Here is a 21146-nt window from a genome sequence, read left to right as displayed (position 1 = left end):
CATTGGCGCGCGTGCTGACATGCGCCAGCCGCCCTGCTGCGAGTACCGATGAGCCACCTGCCGGAATTCCTCGTGTTCGCCCTCGTGGGCGCCGCCGCGCAACTGGTGGACGGCGCGCTGGGCATGGCCTACGGCGTGACCTCGGCCGGCCTGCTGCTGGGGCTGGGCATGCCGCCGGTGATGGCCAGCGCCAGCGTGCATTACGCGGAAACCTTCACCTGCGGCGCCTCGGGCCTGAGCCACCTGCTGGCGGGCAACGTGCGGCGGCGGCTGTTCCTCGCGCTGGCGATTCCCGGCGCGCTCAGCGCCCTGCTCGGCGTGTGGCTGGCCGTGCACCTGCCCGCGTCATGGCTGCGCATCGCCTTGACGCCCTACCTGCTGGGCATGGGCCTGTTCCTGCTGCTGCGCGGCGCAAGGCGTCCTGGCGAGCGTACCGAACCGCCGCGCGGAACCCCGTTGCTGGGCGCCGCCGCCGGCTTCGTGGACGCGGTCGGTGGCGGCGGCTGGAGCGCGCTCACCGCCACCACCCTGCTCGCCCGCGGGCTGCAGCCGCGCACGGTGATCGGCAGCGTGCACCTCGCCAAGTGCGTGGTGAGCCTCGTCGCCAGCGCCGGCTTCCTGTTCGGCATCGGCGCCGGCCACGTGACGGCGGTGCTGGGGCTGATCGCGGGCGGCATGCTCGCCGCGCCGTTCGGGGCGTACTTCATCCGGCGCATCCCGGCGCGGGCGGCCACGGTGCTGGCCGGGCTGGCGGTGCTGGCGCTGGGCGTCAACAACGCGGTACGCATGCTGCACTGAGAGCGCGCCCTCTCCCCCGGCCCCTCTCCCGCAAGCGGGCGAGGGGAGAACGCAACGCCGCACCCCCACTACAATGCGCGGATGAAACGCGCCCTCTCCCCCCGCAAGACCATGCCGCCCATCGAAGTGCGCGGCTCCGCCCGCCAGCCGCTGGGCATGCCGCCCGCGCAGTTCCTGCGCGACTACTGGCAGAAGCTCCCGCTGCTGGTGCGCAACGCCTTCCCCGGTTTCGTGCCGCCGATCCAGCCCGAGGATCTGGCCGGACTGGCCTGCGAGGACGGCGCGCTGTCGCGGCTGATCCGCCACGACGAGGCGCGCGAGCGCTGGCAGGTGAAGACCGGCCCGCTGACCGAGGCCGACTTCGCCAAGACCGGCGACGCGAACTGGACCTTGCTGGTGCAGGACGTGGACAAGTGGGACGCCGACGTGGCGGCCCTGCTGGAGTCCTTCGCCTTCCTGCCCAGTTGGCGGGTGGACGACATCATGATTTCCTACGCCGAGCCCGGCGGCGGCGTGGGCGCGCACATCGACCAGTACGACGTGTTCCTGCTGCAGGGGCTGGGCCAGCGGCACTGGGCGATCAGCACCGATCCCGCGGCACCCAGGGATTTCCGCGACGACGTGGAGCTGAAGCAGCTGCGCGAGTTCGAGCCCACCCACGAATGGCTGCTCGAACCCGGCGACATGCTTTATCTGCCGCCCGGCGTGCCACACGACGGCGTGGCCTTCGGCGGCCCGTGCATGACCTTCTCGGTGGGCATGCGCGCGCCCTCGCAGGCGGAGCTGACCGGCGACCTCGCCGACTACCTCGCCGAGCGGTTGCACGAGGATCAACGCTACGCCGACCCGGATCTGGCGCCGGCCAAGGCGCCCGGCGAGATCGACGCCGCCGCGCTGGCCCGTCTGCGCCAGGCGCTGCCGTTCGCCGCCGCGCTGGACGAGGACACCTTGCGCGACTGGTTCGGCCGCTTCATCACCCGCTACCGCAACGCGCAGGCGCCAGCCCTGCCCGACCGTGCGCTGGACGAGGCCGCGCTGCGCAAGCGGCTCGCCGCCGGCGTGCGCCTGCTGCGCCACCCGTGGTCGCGCATGGCGTGGAGCCGCGGCCAGTCCGGCTGCACGCTGTACGCGAACGGCAACGCATGGCCCGCGCCGCCCGCGCTGGCGAAGCAGCTTTGCGCGCAGCGCGAGATCGTGCCGGACGCCGCGCCGTCGGCGGCAGCGCTCGCCCTGCTGCTGGCGCTGGTCAACGACGGCCACCTGGTGCCGGGCAAGGCGCGCCGGCGGTGAACGCCACGACGGAAAGCGCACCGGACGGCGGACGCCGCGCCATCGACGGGCACGAGGCGCTGGCCGCCGCGCGCCTGCAGCTGCTGGCCGCCACGCGCCACCGGCTGGTGCTGCACCTGCCCCTGCTCACCCACGACGACTACGGCAACGACGCCGAAGTGGCCGAACTCAAGCGCATCGCCACCTCCGGCCGGCGCGCGGACATCCGCATCCTGCTGCACGACCCGGCCGCCGCGCTGCGCGACGGCCACCGGCTGATCCTGCTGTTCCAGCGCCTCTCCAGCGCCATCGCCATCCGCACGCCGGTGGAGGAAGTGGATCGCCAGAACACCGGCGCCTGGCTGGTCAACGACACCGGCGGCTACCTCTACCTGCCCGACGCCAGCCAGCCGCAGGGCCGCATGGCGCTAGCCGACCGCCCCGCGCAAGCGCCGCTGCAGCAGCAGTTCGACGAGATCTGGGAGCGTGCCGTCCGCGCCGGCGAGTTGCACAAGCTGGATCTGTAGCGTTCGCTGAACGCCCGGCCCGCATCCCTTCGCCAATGGTCGCAATAGCGCAATCCGGGCCATTCCCGGGTTGCCGCGTCGCAGCAGCCCCGGTCTATAATTAACGGGATTTTTCGCCGACGATCCGCGCTGTCCAGGGATCGCCGCAAGCCTCCCTTCCCCTGCCGGTGGTGACGTGAGTACAAACCTGATCCGCGAGTTCTTCGAATCTTCCCAACTCGCTGGCGGCAACGCCGATTACGTCGAGTCCCTGTACGACGCCTGGCTCACCGATCCCGCGTCGGTGCCCGCCGAATGGAGCAAGTATTTCGAGACGTTCAAGGGCCGCGAGGCCGGCGACGTCCCGCACGGCAACGCCATCGCCCGCATCGAGGCGGCGCAGAAGCAGCGCCACGTCGCGGCGGCCGTCCCGGCCAGCGACGCACACGCGCGCAAGCAGGCCGGCGTGCTGCGCATCCTGACCGCCTACCGCTCGCGCGGCCACCTCGCCGCCAACCTCGATCCGCTGGGCCTGGCGCACAAGATGGAGGCGCCGGATCTCGGCCTGGCCTTCCACGGCCTCTCCGATGCCGATCTCGACACCGAGTTCGACTGCGGCAACTTCGCCGGCGGCGGCCAGCGCATGAAGCTGCGCGAACTGCTGGCGCGCCTGAAGAAGGTGTACGCCGGCACGGTGGGCACGGAGTTCATGCACATCTCCGACCACGCGCAGCGCAACTGGATCTACTCGCGCCTGGAGCAGGCCAACGGCAGCGCGGGCCTGGACAAGGCCGGCAAGCAGCGCATCCTCGACGGCCTCACCGCCGCCGAGGGCCTGGAGCGCTACCTCCACACCAAGTACGTCGGCCAGAAGCGCTTCTCGCTGGAAGGCGGCGACAGCCTGATCCCGATGATCGACGACGTGGTGCGCGCCGCCGGCGACAACGGCATCAAGGACGTGGTGATCGGCATGGCCCACCGCGGCCGCCTCAACGTGCTGGTGAACATCCTCGGCAAGCCGCCGAAGACCCTGTTCAACGAGTTCGAGGGCAAGTTCGAGCACCACGACCACGACGATGGCGCCCATTCCGGCGACGTGAAGTACCACATGGGCTTCTCCGCCGACGTGCGCACGCCGCAGGGCGGCACCCACGTGGCGCTGGCGTTCAACCCCTCGCACCTGGAAATCGTCAACCCGGTGGTGGCCGGCTCGGTGCATGCGCGCCAGGTGCGCCGCAAGGACGGCAACCGCACCACCGCCTTCCCCGTGCTGATCCACGGCGATGCGGCGATGGCCGGTCAGGGCGTGAACATGGAACTGTTCAACATGTCGCAGGCCCGCGGCTTCAAGGTCGGCGGCACCCTGCACATCGTGGTGAACAACCAGGTGGGCTTCACCACCTCCAACCCGCAGGACGCGCGCTCCACGCTGTACTGCACCGACTTGGCCAAGATGGTCAACGCGCCGGTGTGGCACGTGAACGGCGACGATCCAGAGGCGGTGATCCAGGTCACCCGCCTCGCCTACGACTTCCGCAAGCAGTTCCGCAAGGACGTGGTGATCGACCTGGTGTGCTACCGCCGCCACGGCCACAACGAGGCGGACGAACCCTCCGCCACGCAGCCGGTGATGTACCAGGTCATCAAGAAGCTGCCGACCACCCGCGAGCTGTACGCGCGCGCTCTGGTGCAGCAGGGCGTGCTGGCCGACGGCGATGCGCAGAAGCAGTTCGACGCCTACCGCGACCGCCTCGAGGCCGGCTCGGCGATGACCGAGCTGCATCCCTCGCTGACCAAGGACGTGGAGGTGGACTGGAGCCGCTTCCTCGGCAACAAGCTCTCCACCCCGGCCGACACCAGCGTGCCGAAGGCCAAGCTGGTCGAGCTGGCCAAGCGCATCCTGGACGTCCCCAAGGACATCACGCTGCAGTCGCGCGTCGCCAAGATCTACGACGACCGCCGCAAGATGGCCGCCGGCGAGCAGCCGGGCGACTGGGGCTTCGCCGAGAACCTCGCCTACGCCAGCCTGATCGACGAAGGCCACAACCTGCGCCTGGTCGGCCAGGACGCCGGCCGCGGCACCTTCTTCCACCGCCACGCGGTGCTGCACGACCAGAAGGACGGCCACACCTTCATGCCGCTGGCCACGCTGCGCGCCGACGCCGACGTGGAAGTGATCGACTCGCTGCTCAGCGAAGAGGCCGTGATGGCCTTCGAATACGGCCACGCCACCACCGACCCGCACACGCTCAACATCTGGGAAGCGCAGTTCGGCGACTTCGCCAACGGCGCGCAGGTGGTGATCGACCAGTTCATCAGCTCCGGCGAAGCCAAGTGGGATCGCCTGTGCGGCCTGGCGCTGTACCTGCCGCACGGCTACGAAGGCCAGGGCCCGGAGCATTCTTCCGCCCGCCTCGAACGCTTCCTGCAGCTGTGCGCGATGGAGAACATGCAGGTCTGCGTGCCCACCACGCCGGCGCAGGATTTCCACATGATCCGCCGCCAGATGCTGCGCCCGGTGCGCAAGCCGCTGATCGTGATGACGCCGAAGTCGCTGCTGCGCCACAAGCTGGCCGTCTCCACGCTGGACGAGCTGGCCAACGGCAGCTTCCAGCTGGTGATCGGCGAGCACCGCGAGCTGGCGGCCAAGAAGGTCAAGCGCGTGGTGCTGTGCGCCGGCAAGGTCTACTACGACCTGCTGGAAGAGGCCGAGAAGCGCGGCGTCAACGACGTCGCCATCGTGCGCGTGGAGCAGCTCTACCCGTTCCCGCGCGCCGAGGTCGTGGCCGAACTGGAGAAATACCCTTCCGCCAAGGAAGTGGTGTGGTGCCAGGAAGAGCCGATGAACCAGGGCGCCTGGTTCCAGATCCGCCACCACCTGCAGGCCTGCGTGGGCGCCAAGCAGAGCCTCTCCTATGCCGGCCGCGCCCGTTCGGCCGCGCCGGCCGCGGGCCACCTCAACGACCACGTGGCCGAACAGGCCGCCCTGGTCGAGCAGGCGCTGGTCGCACCGGTCGGCACCGACCACTCGGCAGAATAAGAAATCAAGGACGAATCATGGGCTGGGATGTCACCTACCATCCAATCGCTGCGGACGAGGTGGAGTCCATCTACTTCCGCGGCATGAAGGAGCCGGAGCATTTTCAGGCCTTGGCTCGGCAGTTCGGTGTCCACGAGTTCTACGTCGAACAAATGCGCCTCCGTTTTGAAGAGGCGCGCGGCATAGATGACGAGGTTCCATTCAACAAGGGGCACGCGTACTACGTCGCCATCATCTCCGGCTTTCTACGCAAATATCATTACATTCGCGGCGGCGCGTTCTCGTTTCTCCTCAATGATCCAGCCTTCGCCGGCTATATCAGTGACTGGAAAACTCTAGTTCCTTCACGCTATCAACATCTACGCTTCGACAACTGCTTGACTGAGAATTACTGTGCGGGAGTCTTCATTTCCAACGCCAACTTGAAGCGCCTGCGCAGCAACTATGCTTCCAATCCATCTGTTCAAGCAGCGCTAGATAAGGTTTTTTCGCATGGTCGACTGGAGGTTTTCTGGAAAGCTGTCGATGATGCCATTGCCAACGACCTCTGCTTGTTGGAAGCAAGCGAAGTGACCGAACCGAACCCGCTCGACCTCAACAAAAGTCGTTGCCGCAGCAATCTGTTCAACTGTTACCCCGACGGGGCTTTGTTGTATACCGAGGCGGTAGGGCAACAGCTCGCAGAAGCCAGGATCAAATCCAAGAACAACACCCCACCAGCACCCGATGATCCACCGCCTAAAAAGGGCTTGTTTGCTCGACTACTAGGCAAATAATTCTCAGATCATCGCTGATTTTTCTTGATCTACACACTCTTACTTGTTTCACAGGATGCCTACTCCATGAGCACCGAAGTCAAAGTCCCCGTTCTGCCCGAGTCGGTCTCCGACGCCACCATCGCCACTTGGCACAAGAAGGCCGGCGACGCGGTGAAGCGCGACGAGAACCTGGTCGACCTGGAAACCGACAAGGTGGTGCTGGAAGTGCCGGCCCCGGTCGACGGCGTGCTCAAGGAAATCAAGTTCGAGAGCGGCGCGACGGTGAACAGCCAGCAGGTGATCGCGGTGATCGAGGAAGGCGCCGCGGCGGCCGCGCCGGCGCCTGCCCCTGCGGCCGCCGCACCCGCGCCTGCCGCCGCTGCGCCGGCTCCTGCCGCGCCGAAGGCCGCCGCTGCCGAGCTTTCGCCCGCCGCGCAGCGCGTCGCCACCGAGAACAAGGTCGACACCTCCGCCATCGCCGGCACCGGCCGCGACGGCCGCATCATCAAGGAAGACGTGGTCAACGCCGGCTCGCGTCCGGCCGCTGCGCCAACGGCCGCCACCCCGGGCGCCCGCCCGGAAGAGCGCGTGCCGATGACCCGCATGCGCGCCAAGATCGCCGAGCGCCTGATGCAGTCGAAGAACTCGATCGCCATGCTCACCTCGTTCAACGAGGTGAACCTGGCCGCGGTCAGCAAGATGCGCAAGGATCTCGGCGATCAGTTCCAGAAGGAACACGGCGTCAAGCTCGGCTTCATGAGCTTCTTCGTCAAGGCGACGGCCGAGGCGCTGAAGCGCCACACTATCGTCAACGCCTCGGTGGACGGCAACGACATCATCTACCACGGCTACCAGGACATCTCCATCGCGGTGTCCACCGACAAGGGTCTGGTCACCCCGGTGCTGCGCGACGCGCAGAACATGAGCTTCGCCGACATCGAGAAGGCCATCGCCGACTACGCGGTCAAGGCGCGCGCCGGCAAGCTCACGCTGGAAGACCTGCAGGGCGGCACCTTCACCATCACCAACGGCGGCACCTTCGGCTCGCTGCTCTCCACGCCCATCGTGAACCCGCCGCAGAGCGCCATCCTCGGCATGCACACGATCAAGGAGCGCGCCGTCGTCGAGAACGGCCAGGTGATCGCCGCGCCGATGATGTACCTCGCGATCAGCTACGACCACCGCATCATCGACGGCAAGGACGCGGTGCTGTTCCTGGTCGACATCAAGAACCAGCTCGAGAACCCGCACAAGATGCTGCTCGGTCTTTGAGTGTCCCACTCAAAGACCAAATAGGTAACGAGGCTCTGGCGGCGAGACGTACGATTCCATCCACACTCGCCGCATACATTCTTTGACGTCCGCTTAGCGACGTCACGCAGCAAGGAACAACCATGAGCGACAAATTCGACGTCATCGTCATCGGCGCCGGCCCGGCCGGCTACGTGGCCGCGATCCGCGCCGCGCAGCTGGGCCTGAAGACCGCGTGCGTGGATGCCTTCACCGGCAAGGACGGCAAGCAGGCGCTGGGCGGCACCTGCCTCAACGTGGGCTGCATCCCGTCCAAGGCGCTGCTGGATTCCTCGCGCCAGTACTGGAACATCGCGCACAACCTGCCGGTGCACGGCATCAGCGTGAAGGACGCCAAGGTCGACATGGCCACCTTCATCGGCCGCAAGGACAAGATCGTCAAGCAGTTCACCGGCGGCATCGGCCAGCTGTTCAAGGCCAACAAGGTCACCCCGTTCTTCGGCACCGGCAAGCTGCTGAAGGGCAACAATGTCGAGATCACCGCCGCCGATGGCAGCAAGCAGACCATCAGCGCCACCAACGTGATTCTCGCCTCGGGCTCGGTGCCGATCGAGCTGCCGTTCGCCAAGTTCGACGGCAAGAACATCGTCGACAACGCCGGCGCGCTGGACTTCACCGAAGTGCCGAAGCGCCTGGGCGTGATCGGCGCCGGCGTGATCGGCCTCGAGCTGGGCAGCGTGTGGCGCCGCATGGGCTCCGAGGTCACCATCATCGAGGCACTGCCGGACTTCCTCTCGGTGGCCGACGCCGACATCGCCAAGCTCGCCGCCAAGGAATTCGCCAAGCAGGGCCTGGACATCAAGCTCGACGCCAAGCTCAACAAGGCCGAGGTGAAGAAGGACGGCGTGCACCTCACCTACACCGACAAGAGCGGCGAGCAGTCGCTGGTGGTCGACAAGCTGCTGGTGGCCGTGGGCCGCCGCGCCTACAGCACCGGCCTCTTGGCCGACGACTGCGGCGTGAAGCTGGACGAGCGCGGCCGCATCGTGGTCGACGAGCACTGCCACACCGGCGTGGACGGCGTGTGGGCGATCGGCGACGCGGTGCGCGGCCCGATGCTGGCGCACAAGGGTTCCGAGGAAGGCGTGGCGGTGGCCGAGTGGATCGCCGGCAAGGCCGGCCACGTCAACTACGACACCATCCCCTTCGTGATCTACACCGAGCCGGAAGTGGCCTGGGCCGGCAAGACCGAGAAGGAACTGAAGGACGCCGGCGTGCCGTACAAGGTCGGCACCTTCCCGTTCGCCGCCATCGGCCGCGCCGTGGCGATGAACGAGGCCGTGGGCCAGGTGAAGATGATCGCCCACGCCGACACCGACCGCATCCTCGGCGTGCACATGGTGGGCCCGGGCGTGTCCGAGCTGATCGCCGAGTGCGTGGTGGCGATGGAGTTCAAGGGCTCCTCCGAGGATCTCGCCCGCATCGTCCACGCCCACCCGACGCTGTCGGAGGCCGTGCACGAGGCGGCGCTGTCGGTGGACAAGCGCGCCATCCACAAGGGCAATTGAGGTCAGGATGACCTCATCCCGTGCAGGCCATGGATGGCCGGTGACACGGGATCCAGCGGCTAACCGGACAACGCATGGACATGCGTTGATCCGGGATCCACGCGGCCTGCTCGTGGTGACATGGGCGGGCCGTGTCGTTTGAACTCTCCACAACCTTCACCGCCGTCATTCCGGCGAAGGCCGGAATCTAGTGAAGTTTGCGTGCGAAGCACACAGAACAGGTTTTGCGTGCTGCGCACGAGTTACCCGACTGGATTCCGGCCTTCGCCGGAATGACGAACGAAAAGCGAGCCCTTCGACATGCCCCAACCCACCGCCCTCTGCGTCTACTGCGGCTCCAGCTCCGGCAAGCATCTGGAATACACCGAGCAGGCGCGCGCCTTCGGCGCCGAGATGGCGAAGCGCGGCATCGCCCTGGTCTATGGCGGCGGCAACGTGGGCCTGATGGGCGTCGTGGCCGACGCTGTGCTGGCCGGCGGCGGCAAGGTCGTCGGCGTGATCCCGCGCCAGCTGGTCGAGCGCGAGGTGGCGCACAAGGGCCTCACCGAACTGGTGGTGGTGGACACCATGCACCAGCGCAAGACGCGCATGTTCGAGCTGTCCGACGCCTTCGTCGCCCTGCCCGGCGGCTTCGGCACCATGGACGAGATGTTCGAGATGCTGACCTGGGCCCAGCTCGGCCTGCACCGCTATCCCTGCGCCTTCCTCGACGTGCACGGCTACTACCGCGACCTGCGCGCGATGGTGGATCACATGGTCGCCGAACGCTTCGTGCGCCCCGAGCAGCGCGACAGCGTGTGGTTCGGCGAGGAGATCGGCGCGCTGTTCGACTGGATGCGCGACTACGAAGGCGGCTACCAGCCGAAGTGGCTGGATCCCGGCAGCGTGCAGGCATGATGATGGTGCCGCGCCGCCTCGCCATCCTCGCCGTGGCCATGTTGCTCGCCGCCTGCGCCAACCAGCCGCCCCGCACCTCCGTCTGCCCCCTGCTCGCTCCCGGCATGAGCTACCCCCAGGTAAGCCAGCTGCTTGGCATGTCCACCGACGACAGCACCGCCAGCGGCGCCCCCGGCAACCGCACCACCACGCACAACCGGATCGTGGCCGACGGTTCGGCCAGCCTCACGACCACCACTCGCCACGGCCCGTTTGCCAGCCAGCGGCGCACGATCACCGTGCATGCCCGCTTCAAGGACGATCGCCTGGTCAAGCTGGACAGCTGCAGCGACTCGGCGGCCCCCGCCGCCGCAGCCACCGACACGGGAGCATGAAACCGTGAATCCGCCCGACCGCTTCCGCGCCTTCCGCATCAACCACGACGACGCCGGCCATCGCGCCGGCATCGAAGAGATGGACACCGACACGCTGACGCCCGGCGAGGTGCTGGTCAAGGTCGCCTACTCCTCGGTCAACTACAAGGACGCGCTGGCCGGCACCGGCAAGGGCCGCATCCTGCGCACGTACCCGCTGAACGGCGGCATCGACGTGGCCGGTTGCGTGGCCGCCTCCACCGATCCGCGTTTCAAGGAAGGCGACGCCGTGCTGTGCACCGGCAGCGGCCTCTCGGAAACGCGCGACGGCGGCTACGCCGAGTACGCACGACTGGACGCGCGCTGGGCGATCCCGTTGCCCGCGGGCCTGACGTTGCGCGAGAGCATGATTCTGGGCACCGCCGGCTTCACCGCCGCGCTGGCGCTGGCGCACATGCTGGACAACGGCCAGGTGCCTTCGCTCGGCCCGATCGCCGTCACCGGCGCCAGCGGCGGCGTGGGCCAGCTCGCCATCGACATCTACAGCCGCGCCGGCTACGAGGTGCATGCGATCAGCGGCAAGGCCGGGCACTTCGATTTCCTGCGCTCGCTGGGCGCGGCCGAGTGCATCGACCGCCACGCGCTCGCCTTCAGCGGCAAGCCGATGGACTCGTCCCGCTTCGGCGGCGCGCTGGACAACGTGGGCGGCGCAATGCTGGCCGGCCTGCTGCCGCTGATCGCGCCCTACGGCAACGTGGCGATCTGCGGCAACGCCGGCGGCATCGCCTTCGACGCCACCGTGATGCCCTTCATCATCCGCGGCGTGAACCTGCTGGGCGTGGCCTCGGCCGGCACCGCGCGCCCCATGCGCGAGCGCGTCTGGCGGCAACTGGCCGGCGACTGGAAACCGCGCCAGCTGGAGCGCATCGCCACCCTCGAGGTCGGCCTGGACGAGCTGCCCGGCGTGTTCGGGCGCATGCTGGCTGGCGAGTCCTTCGGCCGCACCCTGGTGCGGGTCGGCAACGATTGACGCCAGGCGACTTGGAAGCACGGCGGCACAGGCATAGAATCCACCGAACCGCTAACAAGGGGACAACAGGCATATGGCACGCATCCTGATCGTCGACGACTCGCCCTCGCAGTTGCTGGGCCTGAAGCGCATCGTCGAAAAGCTCGGTCACGAGACCCTCACCGCCGAGGACGGCGCCGCGGGCGTCGAAGTGGCCAAGCGCGAGATCCCCGACCTGATCCTGATGGACGTGGTGATGCCCAACCTCAACGGTTTCCAAGCCACCCGCACGATCAGCAAGGATGCCGCCACCGCGCACATCCCGGTGGTGCTGGTGACCACCAAGGATCAGGAAACCGACCGCGTGTGGGGCATGCGCCAAGGCGCCAGGGCCTACGTCACCAAGCCGATCAAGGAGGAGGAACTGGTGGCCACGCTGAAGGATCTGCTGCCGGCCTGAGCCGCGTTTGGCCATCCATGAAGAACGGCGCCGTGCGGCGCCGTTTTCGTTTCCGTCCGGCAAGCACGCGGCGCCGGAACGTCAGCGCCGCGGATCGTAGTCCGGATACTGCTTGCGCAGCGCCTCCCAGGCCGCGCGCTGCTTGTCGGTTTCCGCCGACGGGGCGCGGATCGACAGCTCCACCAGTTGGTCGCCGGGCTGCGCGCCCGGCAGGCCGCGCCCCTTCAGGCGCAGCTTGCGTCCCGACTGCGAGCCGGCCGGGACGCGCAGCTCCACCGTGCCGGCCAGGGTCAGCACCGGCACCGTGGCGCCCAGCGCCGCCTCCCACGGACTGACCGGCAACACGTGCAGCACGTCGCGACCATCCAGCCTGAAGCGCGCGTCGTCGCGGATGCCCACCTCCAGCAGCAGATCGCCGTTCGATCCACCGCCGTGGCCGGGATGGCCCTGCCCCGCCAGACGGATCACCTGCCCCGGCTGGATGCCGGCGGGAATCTTCACCTCCAGCACGCGCTCCTCGCCGCGGCCGTCATGCAGGGATACCCGCGTGCGGCCGCCGTCGAAGGCGGTCTGCAGGTCGATCTCCACCCGCGCCTGCACGTCCTGCCCGCGTCGCGCGCGCGGCTGGCCCCGCTGACCACCACGGCCGCCGAACAGACTCTCGAAGAAGTCGCTGAAGTCGCCACCCTCGTCGCCGAAATCGAACGACTGGCCCTGTCCTTGGCCCCAGCCCGGCGGCGGCCGGAACTGTTCGCCGCCGCGGTAGCCGTTGGCGCGCAACTGGTCGTAGGCGCGGCGCTTCTCCTTGTCGTGCAGCACCTCGTGGGCCTCGTTGACGGCCTTGAACTTCTCCTCGGCGCCGGCTTCCTTGTTCTTGTCCGGGTGGTACTGGCGCGCCAGCTTGCGATAGGCGGTCTTGATCTCCGCCTCGCTCGCCCCCGGCTTCACACCAAGGGTCTCGTAATAGTCTTTGAACTCCACCGCCACTCCCTCGTATCGGACGCATCGATGCCAAGCGGCCCACGGCGGATCATCGTCCGGCGCGGGCCGCACCTGCAAGCTGCGGATGGTTTCTGGATGGCGGCGCGTCGCCGCCTGTCCTTGGAGATGAGTGCGATGCGACGGGATTCAAGCGCGGCCCGCCTGGAAACCATCAGCAGGCTCTAACATCCGGGCTTCATCCATTCTCCGGCTCCCCCAGGAAGACCCTCATGATCATCCAGATCGGCCAGCCGCTGCCCGACGTCGCCATCAAGGCCATCGTCGACGGCCGCATCGAAGCAGACAGCACCGGCGCGCTGTACGCCGGCCGCAAGGTGGTGCTGTTCGCCGTGCCCGGCGCGTTCACGCCCACCTGCTCGGAAAAGCACCTGCCCGGCTACGTCCAACGGTACGAGGCATTCCGCGCACGCGACATCGCCGTGCATTGCCTTGCCGTCAACGACGCCTACGTGATGCAGGCCTGGGCCGCCGCGCAGAAGGTGCCGCCCGGACTGGTGCTGCTCGCCGACGGCAACGCCGAGTTCACCCGCGCGCTGGGCCTGGAACTGGACGGCAGCGCCTATGGCATGGGCCTGCGCGCGCGCCGCTTCGCGCTGTACGCGGAAGACGGCGTGGTGCGCCAGTTGCACGTGGAAGCACCGGGCGAATTCCGCGTATCGGGCGCCGAGGCGATGCTGGCGGCGCTCGGCGGCTGATCGCCGCGCCCATGCTAGAGTCCGTGCGATACCGTTGCCTTGGAGCCCCGTTCGCGATCTCTCCACGGCGCCCGGCGCGGATCATGGGGAGATCGTGAACAGGCGCTTGGATCCGCCGCGCAATCCATCCGCCAACGAAGGGGGTCGCCATGCGATACACCTTGCTCGACAACCACCGGGACACGCTGCTCCTGCTGGCCCGCATCCTGCTGATGGCGCTGTTCGTGCTGTTCGGCTTCAGCAAGCTCACCGACTACGCCGGCACCACCGCCTACATGGTGGCCGAAGGGCTGCCGCTGCCCGCGCTGGCCGCGGCCGTGGTCATCGCGATGGAGTTCTTCGTCGGCCTGGCCATCGTGCTCGGCTTCTGGACGCGGCCGCTGGCGCTGCTGCTGGCCCTGTACACGCTGGGCACGGCGCTGATCGGGCACCACTACTGGACGATGGCCGGCGCCGAGCGCATGGCCAACATGATCAACTTCTACAAGAACCTCTCGATCATCGGCGGCCTGTTGCTGCTGTGCCTCACCGGCCCCGGCAGGTATTCGGTCGATCGCCGTTAGGGCCTGTCCGATATCTCCGCATCGCCTGCGCCGATCGGGCAGGTTCTCCGGGCCGCTCAGAAATCCCGGCTGCCGCTCAACAGCACGCTGCGCCCGCGATGCAGCGGCACGTAGTTCTCGTTGAAGTCGACGTCGAGCAGGTCACGGTCAAAAAGGTTGCGCACGCCCAGCGCGATGCCCCAGTGCGCGCCCTGCCACGACACGTTCGCGTCCACGCGGGCCTGCCCCGGTATGGCGAAGTACGCCGAGCCGTCCGACAGCCGGCCGCGGCTCGCGCTGCGCGCCAGCACGCCGCCTGCCACGCCCCAGCCGCGCCATGCGCCGCTCCTGATGCGGTAGCCGGCCCACAGGTTGAAGCGCTGGCGCGGCGTGCCGGTGGGTGGCGTGCCGTCGTCGTTGTGCACCATCGAGTTGCTGTACGCGGCGCTCAAATCCAGCCCCGGCACGGGTCTGCCGTTGAACTCCAATTCGACGCCGTGGTTGATCTGGCCGGGGCCGAGGGTGCCGTAGTACGGCGGCCTCGGCGAGGCCAGGTCGGTGCTGTGATCCAGCCAGGTGCGGTAGGCGGCCATGCTCAGCATGGCGCGCTGGTCGAACAGCATCAGCTTCGCCCCCAGTTCCTGCTGGCGCGAGTGCGCAGGCAGCAGGGGGCTGCCGTCCTTGCCCAGCACCGCGTCCGCCTGGAACCCGCTGGTGACGCTGGCGTACAGCGACAGTAGCGGCGTGAGCTTGTACAGCAGCCCGGCATTTGGCACCCACTGCGACTTGTGCGAGGCCAGCAGGCTGGTGCCGCTGGGGGTCAGCGTGAGGAGCTCGTAGGTGGTGCGCCGAACGGCCAGCAAGGCGTTCCAATGCTCGCCCAGGGTCAGCTGATCCTGCAGGAACAACGCATGGTCGGTGATCCACGGATCGCCCAGCGCATGCACGGTCACGCTGTTGTCCGGCGCGATCGTCGCCGCGACGGACGGCAGCGGCGCGCTGCTGTACAGGTTGTAGCTGGATAGTTGCGGAAAGCCGAACACGTCGTCCGCGCTGCCGGGCAAGGCGCGCGAATAATCGAAGCCGGCGACCAGCACGTGGCTGACCGAGCCGCTGTCGAAACGTCCCACCGCGTCGTTCTGCACGGTGCAGAACGCATCGCGATAGCGATAGCGTTCGGCGGCCATCAAACCGACATCGCCGTTCGGCGAGAATTCGACCAGATCCCACTCCTCCACGTGCGAATCCTGGCGCACGTACTGGCCGCGGCTGCGGAAAGTCCAGGTGTCGTTGAAGCGGTGCTCGAACGCATACGACAGGCGCGTGGTGCGGAACAGCGAATGGTCGTCCGGACTGCCTATCAGCAGGCCCGGCGGAGTTGCGCTGGACAAGCTGCCGGTCAGCAGCACCGCGTAGTCGGGTATCGGCTCGTGCCGCACGATGCGCTCGGCGGAGACCACCAGCCGGCTCGATTCGTCGTGCCAGCCGATGGATGGCGCCAGATAGCCGCTGCGCTGGCCGCGATGCCCTTGCCGCGTGCGGTCGGCGTAGCCGGCGGAAGCGACCAGGCGGTACGTCCAGCGGCCGCGCTTGTCCAGCGGGCCGCCGAGATCGACGCCAAGCTGGCTGTCGCCGTACTGGCCCAGTGTGAATTCCAGCTTGCGCACCGGCGTCGCGGTGGGCTGCTTCATCACCAGGTTGATGAGGCCGCCGAAATTGTTGGTGACCGAGGTGTCGCCGATGATCGCCTGCGGCCCTTTCAGCACTTCCACGCGGTCGATGCCGATCAACGGCGGGAAATCGCCATAGGACGCGATGCTGTTGGGCAGGCCGTCGATCATGCCGTTGCCGACCTGGAAGCTGCGCACCAGGAACACCGGCAACGCGTCCGCGCCGTCCAGGTACTGCACTCCGGCCACGTTGCGCACGGCATCGGCCACGTTGCGCGCCTGCTGCGAATCGAGCAGGTCGTGCGGCACTTCGCTCACCGCGGCCGGCAGTTCGAGCAGGTCGGTGTCCACGCGCGTGGCGCCGCTGCCGACGTCTACCAGGTAGCCGCCCGCATCGACCGATCCGGTGGTGAACACCGGCGCCAGTTGGCGCACGTCGACCATCGCGCCGGGCTTGGGCGCCGCGGCCGACTTCGGCGTCACCACCACCGTGCCGGCATCGACGAAACGATAGGCGAGATCCGTGCCTTGCAGCAGGCGATCAAGCGCCGCGGCGGGCGTGCCGGTGCCCGCAAAGCCGCGCGAGCGCACCGCCGCCACGCTGCCGCCCGCCGTGAGCACCTGCACGTTCGCCTGCCGGCCAAACGCGATCAGTGCGGTGGAAAGCGCCTGCGGCGGTATCGCGAAATGCAGCGCGGCCGCGACGGCCGCGGCCTGGCACGGCACGGCCATGGCGGCGAGCGCAGCCATCGTTGGCAGCAAGCCGAACCGGCTCATGTCCCCTACTTGCCCCTGATGAAAGCGGCAAGTTTGGCATGGATCAACGCCGCTGCGCAGTCACCCCGTCCGCGGAGAGCGTCACCGCGTGTTCATCCGTCCGCACCCGCAGCGGGAACACCTGCGGCAGGGCGCGCAGCCAGCTGTCGATCTCGTCGGTGCGCACCGTGCCGGTGAAGCCGAGGCCGGCCACGGCGGCGCCATCCAGCCGCACCGGCTTGGCGCTGTAGCGGTTGACGCTGGCGATCACCACGGCCAGCGGCTCGTTCACGAATTCCAGCCGCTGCTGGCGCCAGCCGGCGGCCTGCTCCAGGGTGGTGGTGCCCAGGCGCAGCGTATGCGTGGCCGAGTTCCAGGCCACGCGCTGCTCGGCGCCGGCATCCAGCGTGCGCGAGGCATCGTCCGCCACGGCCACCCGCACCTGGCCCTCGGTCACCGCCACCGCCACGTCGCCGCCGTCGCGGCGCACGTCGAAGGCGGTGCCGATGTCGCGCACCGTGATGCCGCCCGCAGCCACCTCGAACGGGCGCTGCGCGTCGTGCACCACCTGGAAATACGCCTCGCCCGCTTCCAGCGTCACCTGGCGTTCGTTGCCGGCGAAGCGCACGCTCAGGCGGCTGGCGCCGCCCAGCGTGACCTTGCTGCCGTCCGGCAGCACGATGTCGCGGTTCTGCCCGGTGGCGCTGGCATAAGTCGCCAGCGTCATGGTGCTGCTGCCCATGGAACCCCACAACAGCGCTCCGCCACCGATGACCAGCGCCAGCACGGCCGCTGCGGCAGCGGTCGGCCACCAGTGCCGGCGCGGTGCGGCCACGGGCGCCTGCACCGGAGCGGGCGGTGGTGCAAACTCGGCCAACAGGCGGTGGCGCATGGCGGCATCCATCGTGCCCAGGCGCTCGCCGAACGCACTGACGCACTCGAAGGCCGGCAGATGGCGTTCGTCCAGCATCGTCCAGTCCAGCCACTGCTCCAGGCTTGCCTCCGCGCCGTGCGGGTCGCGCAGGCGCGTCCACCAGTCGGCCGCAGTCAGCAGCAGGTGTTCGTCGAAATGTTGAGCGGTGTCCACTACGGCATCTCCCGTTCTTCCGCTCGTGCGCGGCAATGCGCCAACGCGCGGGTAACGTGGTAGCGCACCATGCGTGCGCTCAGTTTCATGGTTTGCGCGATCGCCTCGAAATCGCGCCCTTCGATCGCATGCAGCACGAAAGCCTGGCTGGTCTTGGGCGGCAGTTCGCGCAGCGCCTCCTGCAGGTCGCGCCATTGCGCGGACGCCGCCACGTGGCGCTCGGGCATCGGCGCCAGGTGCAACTCAGGCGGCGGCTCTGGCGCCTCGTCGAGCGGCAACGCGTCGCGCAGCTTGCGCATGCGCTGGCGATCGACCGCAAGGTTGGCCGCGATGCGGAACAGGAAGGCCCGCGGCGAATCGACCTGCTCGGGGCGCTCCAGCGCAAGCATCCGCAGCCAGGTTTCCTGCGCCAGCTCCTGCGCGTCGGCCAGCGAACCGAGCCGGCACTGCAGGAACGCGACCAGCGCACGGCCGTGCTCGCGGAACAGCGCCTCGACGCTGGCCGCCTGCGGTATCGCAGTGTCGGTGACGATTTGCGGATGGCTCATGACGCTTCCACGCGGATTCCATCGGACAGGTGCCGGCAACTTTCATGCACATCAGCCGCCGCCGGCAGCCTTGCCGGCGGCGATCATGCGCATGGTAATCCGCCGCGACACGGCGGCCATTCACCTGAAAGACGTTTGCGCCGCGAAAAATGGAAACGGCGGCGCGAATCCGTGCCACTTCATGCGAAAAACCCAGGGGTACCGGGGCTTTTCGCACCAATGACGCGAATCAGGTTCCGTCCGTACCCGCCTCCGGCGCGCTGCCGTCGGACGCGGGTTCTTCGCCGTTGTCCTCCTCGGCCGCCAGCCGCACCACGCTGACCAGCGATTCCTCGGCCGGCAGGCGGATCAGGGTGACGCCCTGGGTATTGCGGCTGAGCTGCGACACCTCGGCCACGCGGGTGCGCACCAGGGTGCCCTGGTTGGAGATCAGCATCAGCTCGTGCGCCTCGGTGGCCTGCACTGCGGCGACCAGCGCGCCGTTGCGCTCGGAGCACTGGATGCCGATCACGCCCTGGGTGCCGCGGCCCTTCTTCGGGAACTCGTCGAGCTGGGTGCGCTTGCCGTAGCCGCGTGCGGTGGCGGTGAGGATGTCGCCCTCGGCGGCCACGATCAGCGAGACCACTTCCTCGCCCTCGGCCAGGCGCATGCCGCGCACGCCGGTGGCGGTGCGGCCCATCGAGCGCACGGTGTTCTCGTCGAAGCGCACCGTCTTGCCGTTGGAGGCGAACAGCAGGATGTCGCTGTTGCCGTCGGTGAGCTCCACGTTGACCAGCGCGTCGCCCTCGTCGAGCTTGATCGCCTGCTTGCCCTTCTGCAGTTGGAAGGCGAACTCGGTGAGCGGGGTCTTCTTCACCGTACCGTGCTTGGTGGCGAAGAACACGTAACGGTCTTCGCCGTATTCGCGCACCGGCAGCACGGCCTGCACCTTCTCGCCCGCGGCCAGCGGCAGCAGGTTGATGATCGGCTTGCCGCGCGCGCCCGGGCCCGCTTCCGGCATCTGGTAGACCTTGAGCCAGTACACGCGGCCGGTCGAGGTGAAGGTGAGCAGGGTGTCGTGGGTGTTGACCACCCACAACTGCTCGACCACGTCCTCGTCCTTCAGCGCCGAGGCCGAGCGGCCCTTGCCGCCACGCTTCTGTGCGCGGTACGTACTGGCCGGCTGGCGCTTGATGTAGCCGGTGTGCGACAGGGTGACCACCATGTCTTCCGGCGCGATCAGGTCGAGGACGTTCAAGTCCTCCTGCGAGTGCTGGATCTCGGTGCGGCGCGCGTCGCCGAACTCGTTCTTGACCGTCTCCAGTTCCTCGCGGATCACCGCGAGCAGGCGTTCCGGATTTTCGAGAATTTCGATCAGGCCGCGGATGGTTTCCAGGATTTCGCGGTATTCGTCGGAGAGCTTCTCCTGCTCCAGGCCGGTCAGGCGATGCAGGCGCATCGCCAGGATTTCCTGTGCCTGCACCTCGGAGAGCTGATAGCCCTCGGCCTTCAGGCCGTCGCGCGGATCCATGTCCTCCGGCCGCGACGCCTCGGCGCCGGCGGCGGCGAGCAGCGCGCCCACCACGCCCGGCTGCCACTTGCGCGCCAGCATGCGTTCGCGTGCCTCGGCTGGCGAGGCCGAGGTCTTGATCAGCTCGATCATCTCGTCGATGTTCGCGAGCGCGACGGTGAGGCCTTCCAGGATGTGGGCGCGGGCGCGCGCCTTGCGCAGCTCGAAGATGGTGCGGCGGGTGACCACCTCGCGGCGGTGGCGGATGAAAGCCTCGAGGATGTCCTTGAGGTTCAAGAGCCGCGGCTGGCCGTCCAGCAGCGCCACCATATTGATGCCGAAGGTCACCTGCAACTGCGTCTGCTGGAACAGGTTGTTCAGCACCACGTCGGCCATCGCATCCTTGCGGATCTCGATGACGACGCGCATGCCGTCCTTGTCGGACTCGTCGCGCAGTTCGCTGATGCCCTCGAGCTTCTTTTCCTTGACCAGCTCGGCGATCTTCTCGATCAGCCGCGCCTTGTTCACCTGGTAAGGAAGCTCGTGGACGAGGATGGTCTCGCGGCCGTTGCTCTCGGTCTCGATCTCGGTCTTGGCGCGCACCAGGATGCGGCCGCGGCCGGTACGGTAGGCCTCGACGATGCCGGAGGAGCCGTTGATGATGCCGGCCGTCGGAAAATCCGGGCCGGGAACGTAGTGCATCAAGTCGTCGACCGACAGCGTCGGCTCGTCGATCAGCGCGATGGTCGCGGCGATGACCTCGTTCAAGTTGTGCGGCGGCACGTTGGTGGCCATGCCCACCGCGATGCCCGCCGAGCCGTTCACCAGCAGGTTCGGCACGCGGGTGGGCAGCACCAGCGGCTCGTGCTCGCTCTCGTCGTAGTTGGGGCCGAAATCGACGGTTTCCTTGTCGATGTCGGCGAGCAACTCGTGGGTGAGGCGCGACATGCGCACCTCGGTGTAACGCATCGCCGCCGCGTTGTCGCCATCCACCGAGCCGAAGTTGCCCTGGCCGTCGACCAGCATGTAGCGCAGCGAGAACGGCTGCGCCATGCGCACGATGGCGTCGTAGACCGAGGCATCGCCATGCGGGTGGTATTTACCGATCACGTCGCCGACCACGCGGGCCGACTTCTTGTAGGGTTTGTTCCAGGCGTTGCCCAGTTCGTTCATCGCGAACAGCACGCGGCGGTGCACCGGCTTCAGGCCGTCGCGCACGTCCGGTAGCGCACGACCCACGATCACGCTCATCGCGTAGTCGAGATAGCTCTGGCGCATCTCGTCTTCGATGTTGACGCGGATGACTTCTTTGGCGAGTTCTGCCATCAATCGGCTTCCCTGATGAGCGAAAAGGAACGCAGCGCGCCGCGCTTGCGGGCACGATGGAAAACAACCCATCGAGTGTAGCACGAACCCACTTCTCACGCCCACCGAAAGTCGAAAACTAA

General features: G+C 67.9%; 19 protein-coding genes. 14 read left to right on the top strand and 5 right to left on the bottom strand.

All coding sequences use genetic code 11. The annotated features are described in order from the left end of the window. Nucleotides 1–48: 48 nt before the first annotated feature. From ACZ5Z2_RS07525 to pilH, 11 genes are all read left to right on the top strand, one after another. On the top strand, nt 49–798 hold the full coding sequence (locus ACZ5Z2_RS07525; RefSeq protein WP_464761334.1) for a sulfite exporter TauE/SafE family protein: 750 nt from the start codon (nt 49–51) through the stop codon (nt 796–798). Nucleotides 799–879: 81 nt separating this feature from the next. Then, nucleotides 880–2088 (top strand): JmjC domain-containing protein, encoded by a 1209-nt coding sequence (locus tag ACZ5Z2_RS07520; protein ID WP_464761333.1) that lies wholly within the window; start codon nt 880–882, stop codon nt 2086–2088. Then, nucleotides 2085–2594: a DUF7931 domain-containing protein gene (locus ACZ5Z2_RS07515; RefSeq protein ID WP_464761331.1), complete on the top strand. Its 510-nt coding sequence runs from the start codon at nt 2085–2087 to the stop codon at nt 2592–2594. The genes ACZ5Z2_RS07520 and ACZ5Z2_RS07515 overlap by 4 nt, the downstream gene beginning before the upstream one ends. A 175-nt stretch (nt 2595–2769) precedes the next feature. Next, nucleotides 2770–5613, top strand: coding sequence for a 2-oxoglutarate dehydrogenase E1 component (locus ACZ5Z2_RS07510; RefSeq protein ID WP_464761330.1), 2844 nt, complete (start codon nt 2770–2772; stop codon nt 5611–5613). Between the two features lie 17 nt (nt 5614–5630). Next, the gene (locus tag ACZ5Z2_RS07505; protein ID WP_464761329.1) at nt 5631–6389 is read left to right on the top strand and encodes a hypothetical protein; all 759 of its coding nucleotides are present in this window, start codon (nt 5631–5633) and stop codon (nt 6387–6389) included. A 66-nt stretch (nt 6390–6455) separates the two neighbouring features. Next, a complete protein-coding gene (gene odhB / locus ACZ5Z2_RS07500) occupies nt 6456–7643 on the top strand; it encodes a 2-oxoglutarate dehydrogenase complex dihydrolipoyllysine-residue succinyltransferase (protein WP_464761328.1) in 1188 nt (395 codons plus the stop codon). A gap of 122 nt (nt 7644–7765) precedes the next feature. Continuing rightward, complete coding sequence (gene lpdA, locus ACZ5Z2_RS07495; protein WP_464761326.1) at nt 7766–9190, top strand: dihydrolipoyl dehydrogenase; 1425 nt, start codon at nt 7766–7768, stop codon at nt 9188–9190. Nucleotides 9191–9490: 300 nt separating this feature from the next. Continuing rightward, nucleotides 9491–10087 carry an LOG family protein gene (locus ACZ5Z2_RS07490; protein WP_464761325.1) on the top strand — a complete coding sequence of 199 codons (597 nt, stop codon included), beginning with the start codon at nt 9491–9493 and terminating at the stop codon, nt 10085–10087. Next, nucleotides 10084–10461 carry a hypothetical protein gene (locus tag ACZ5Z2_RS07485; protein WP_464761324.1) on the top strand — a complete coding sequence of 126 codons (378 nt, stop codon included), beginning with the start codon at nt 10084–10086 and terminating at the stop codon, nt 10459–10461. Before ACZ5Z2_RS07490 ends, ACZ5Z2_RS07485 begins: the two co-directional genes overlap by 4 nt. Nucleotides 10462–10465: 4 nt before the next feature. After that, entirely contained in the window at nt 10466–11470 is a 1005-nt protein-coding gene (locus ACZ5Z2_RS07480) for an acrylyl-CoA reductase family protein (protein ID WP_464761323.1), read from the top strand. A gap of 73 nt (nt 11471–11543) precedes the next feature. Next, nucleotides 11544–11909: a twitching motility response regulator PilH gene (pilH, locus tag ACZ5Z2_RS07475; RefSeq protein WP_464761322.1), complete on the top strand. Its 366-nt coding sequence runs from the start codon at nt 11544–11546 to the stop codon at nt 11907–11909. 81 nt (nt 11910–11990) lie between these two features. Here the strand turns inward: pilH and ACZ5Z2_RS07470 are convergent, their stop codons facing one another. After that, entirely contained in the window at nt 11991–12890 is a 900-nt protein-coding gene (locus ACZ5Z2_RS07470) for a DnaJ C-terminal domain-containing protein (protein WP_464761320.1), read from the bottom strand. A 230-nt stretch (nt 12891–13120) separates the two neighbouring features. Here ACZ5Z2_RS07470 and ACZ5Z2_RS07465 point away from each other — a divergent pair, with 230 nt between their 5' ends. Together ACZ5Z2_RS07465 and ACZ5Z2_RS07460 are read left to right on the top strand one after the other, a co-directional pair. Next, on the top strand, nt 13121–13606 hold the full coding sequence (locus ACZ5Z2_RS07465) for a redoxin family protein (protein WP_464761318.1): 486 nt from the start codon (nt 13121–13123) through the stop codon (nt 13604–13606). A 149-nt stretch (nt 13607–13755) separates the two neighbouring features. Next, nucleotides 13756–14169, top strand: coding sequence for a DoxX family protein (locus tag ACZ5Z2_RS07460; protein ID WP_464761316.1), 414 nt, complete (start codon nt 13756–13758; stop codon nt 14167–14169). A 56-nt stretch (nt 14170–14225) separates the two neighbouring features. Here the strand turns inward: ACZ5Z2_RS07460 and ACZ5Z2_RS07455 are convergent, their stop codons facing one another. Genes ACZ5Z2_RS07455 through ACZ5Z2_RS07445 form a run of 3 tightly spaced genes read right to left on the bottom strand, consistent with a single transcriptional unit; the run spans nt 14226 to nt 18209 of the window. Then, nucleotides 14226–16595 carry a TonB-dependent siderophore receptor gene (locus tag ACZ5Z2_RS07455; RefSeq protein WP_464761315.1) on the bottom strand — a complete coding sequence of 790 codons (2370 nt, stop codon included), beginning with the start codon at nt 16593–16595 and terminating at the stop codon, nt 14226–14228. A gap of 43 nt (nt 16596–16638) precedes the next feature. After that, the gene (locus ACZ5Z2_RS07450; RefSeq protein ID WP_464761314.1) at nt 16639–17661 is read right to left on the bottom strand and encodes a FecR family protein; all 1023 of its coding nucleotides are present in this window, start codon (nt 17659–17661) and stop codon (nt 16639–16641) included. After that, nucleotides 17661–18209: an RNA polymerase sigma factor gene (locus tag ACZ5Z2_RS07445; protein ID WP_464761313.1), complete on the bottom strand. Its 549-nt coding sequence runs from the start codon at nt 18207–18209 to the stop codon at nt 17661–17663. Before ACZ5Z2_RS07445 ends, ACZ5Z2_RS07450 begins: the two co-directional genes overlap by 1 nt. On the opposite strand from ACZ5Z2_RS07445, the gene ACZ5Z2_RS07440 reads away from it, so the two are divergent. Next, entirely contained in the window at nt 18208–18432 is a 225-nt protein-coding gene (locus ACZ5Z2_RS07440) for a hypothetical protein (protein ID WP_464761312.1), read from the top strand. The two genes, ACZ5Z2_RS07445 and ACZ5Z2_RS07440, sit on opposite strands and share 2 nt — an antisense overlap. Before the next feature lie 6 nt (nt 18433–18438). Here ACZ5Z2_RS07440 and gyrA read toward each other — a convergent pair whose 3' ends face one another. Continuing rightward, entirely contained in the window at nt 18439–21024 is a 2586-nt protein-coding gene (gene gyrA, locus ACZ5Z2_RS07435) for a DNA gyrase subunit A (RefSeq protein ID WP_464761311.1), read from the bottom strand. Nucleotides 21025–21146: the final 122 nt, after the last annotated feature.

Source organism: Rhodanobacter sp. G1, assembly GCF_055397855.1.
This window is presented reverse-complemented; position numbering and strand designations above follow the sequence as displayed.

Bases quoted from the DNA above. Each gene is read 5' to 3' on its own strand.
- lpdA (WP_464761326.1), top strand. From the start codon at position 7,766: ATGAGCGACAAATTCGACGTCATCGTCATCGGCGCCGGCCCGGCCGGC.
- gyrA (WP_464761311.1), bottom strand. From the start codon at position 21,024: ATGGCAGAACTCGCCAAAGAAGTCATCCGCGTCAACATCGAAGACGAG.
- odhB (WP_464761328.1), top strand. From the start codon at position 6,456: ATGAGCACCGAAGTCAAAGTCCCCGTTCTGCCCGAGTCGGTCTCCGAC.
- pilH (WP_464761322.1), top strand. From the start codon at position 11,544: ATGGCACGCATCCTGATCGTCGACGACTCGCCCTCGCAGTTGCTGGGC.
- ACZ5Z2_RS07490 (WP_464761325.1), top strand. From the start codon at position 9,491: ATGCCCCAACCCACCGCCCTCTGCGTCTACTGCGGCTCCAGCTCCGGC.
- ACZ5Z2_RS07440 (WP_464761312.1), top strand. From the start codon at position 18,208: ATGACGCTTCCACGCGGATTCCATCGGACAGGTGCCGGCAACTTTCAT.
- ACZ5Z2_RS07520 (WP_464761333.1), top strand. From the start codon at position 880: ATGAAACGCGCCCTCTCCCCCCGCAAGACCATGCCGCCCATCGAAGTG.
- ACZ5Z2_RS07455 (WP_464761315.1), bottom strand. From the start codon at position 16,595: ATGAGCCGGTTCGGCTTGCTGCCAACGATGGCTGCGCTCGCCGCCATG.
- ACZ5Z2_RS07445 (WP_464761313.1), bottom strand. From the start codon at position 18,209: ATGAGCCATCCGCAAATCGTCACCGACACTGCGATACCGCAGGCGGCC.
- ACZ5Z2_RS07460 (WP_464761316.1), top strand. From the start codon at position 13,756: ATGCGATACACCTTGCTCGACAACCACCGGGACACGCTGCTCCTGCTG.
- ACZ5Z2_RS07465 (WP_464761318.1), top strand. From the start codon at position 13,121: ATGATCATCCAGATCGGCCAGCCGCTGCCCGACGTCGCCATCAAGGCC.
- ACZ5Z2_RS07485 (WP_464761324.1), top strand. From the start codon at position 10,084: ATGATGATGGTGCCGCGCCGCCTCGCCATCCTCGCCGTGGCCATGTTG.
- ACZ5Z2_RS07505 (WP_464761329.1), top strand. From the start codon at position 5,631: ATGGGCTGGGATGTCACCTACCATCCAATCGCTGCGGACGAGGTGGAG.
- ACZ5Z2_RS07525 (WP_464761334.1), top strand. From the start codon at position 49: ATGAGCCACCTGCCGGAATTCCTCGTGTTCGCCCTCGTGGGCGCCGCC.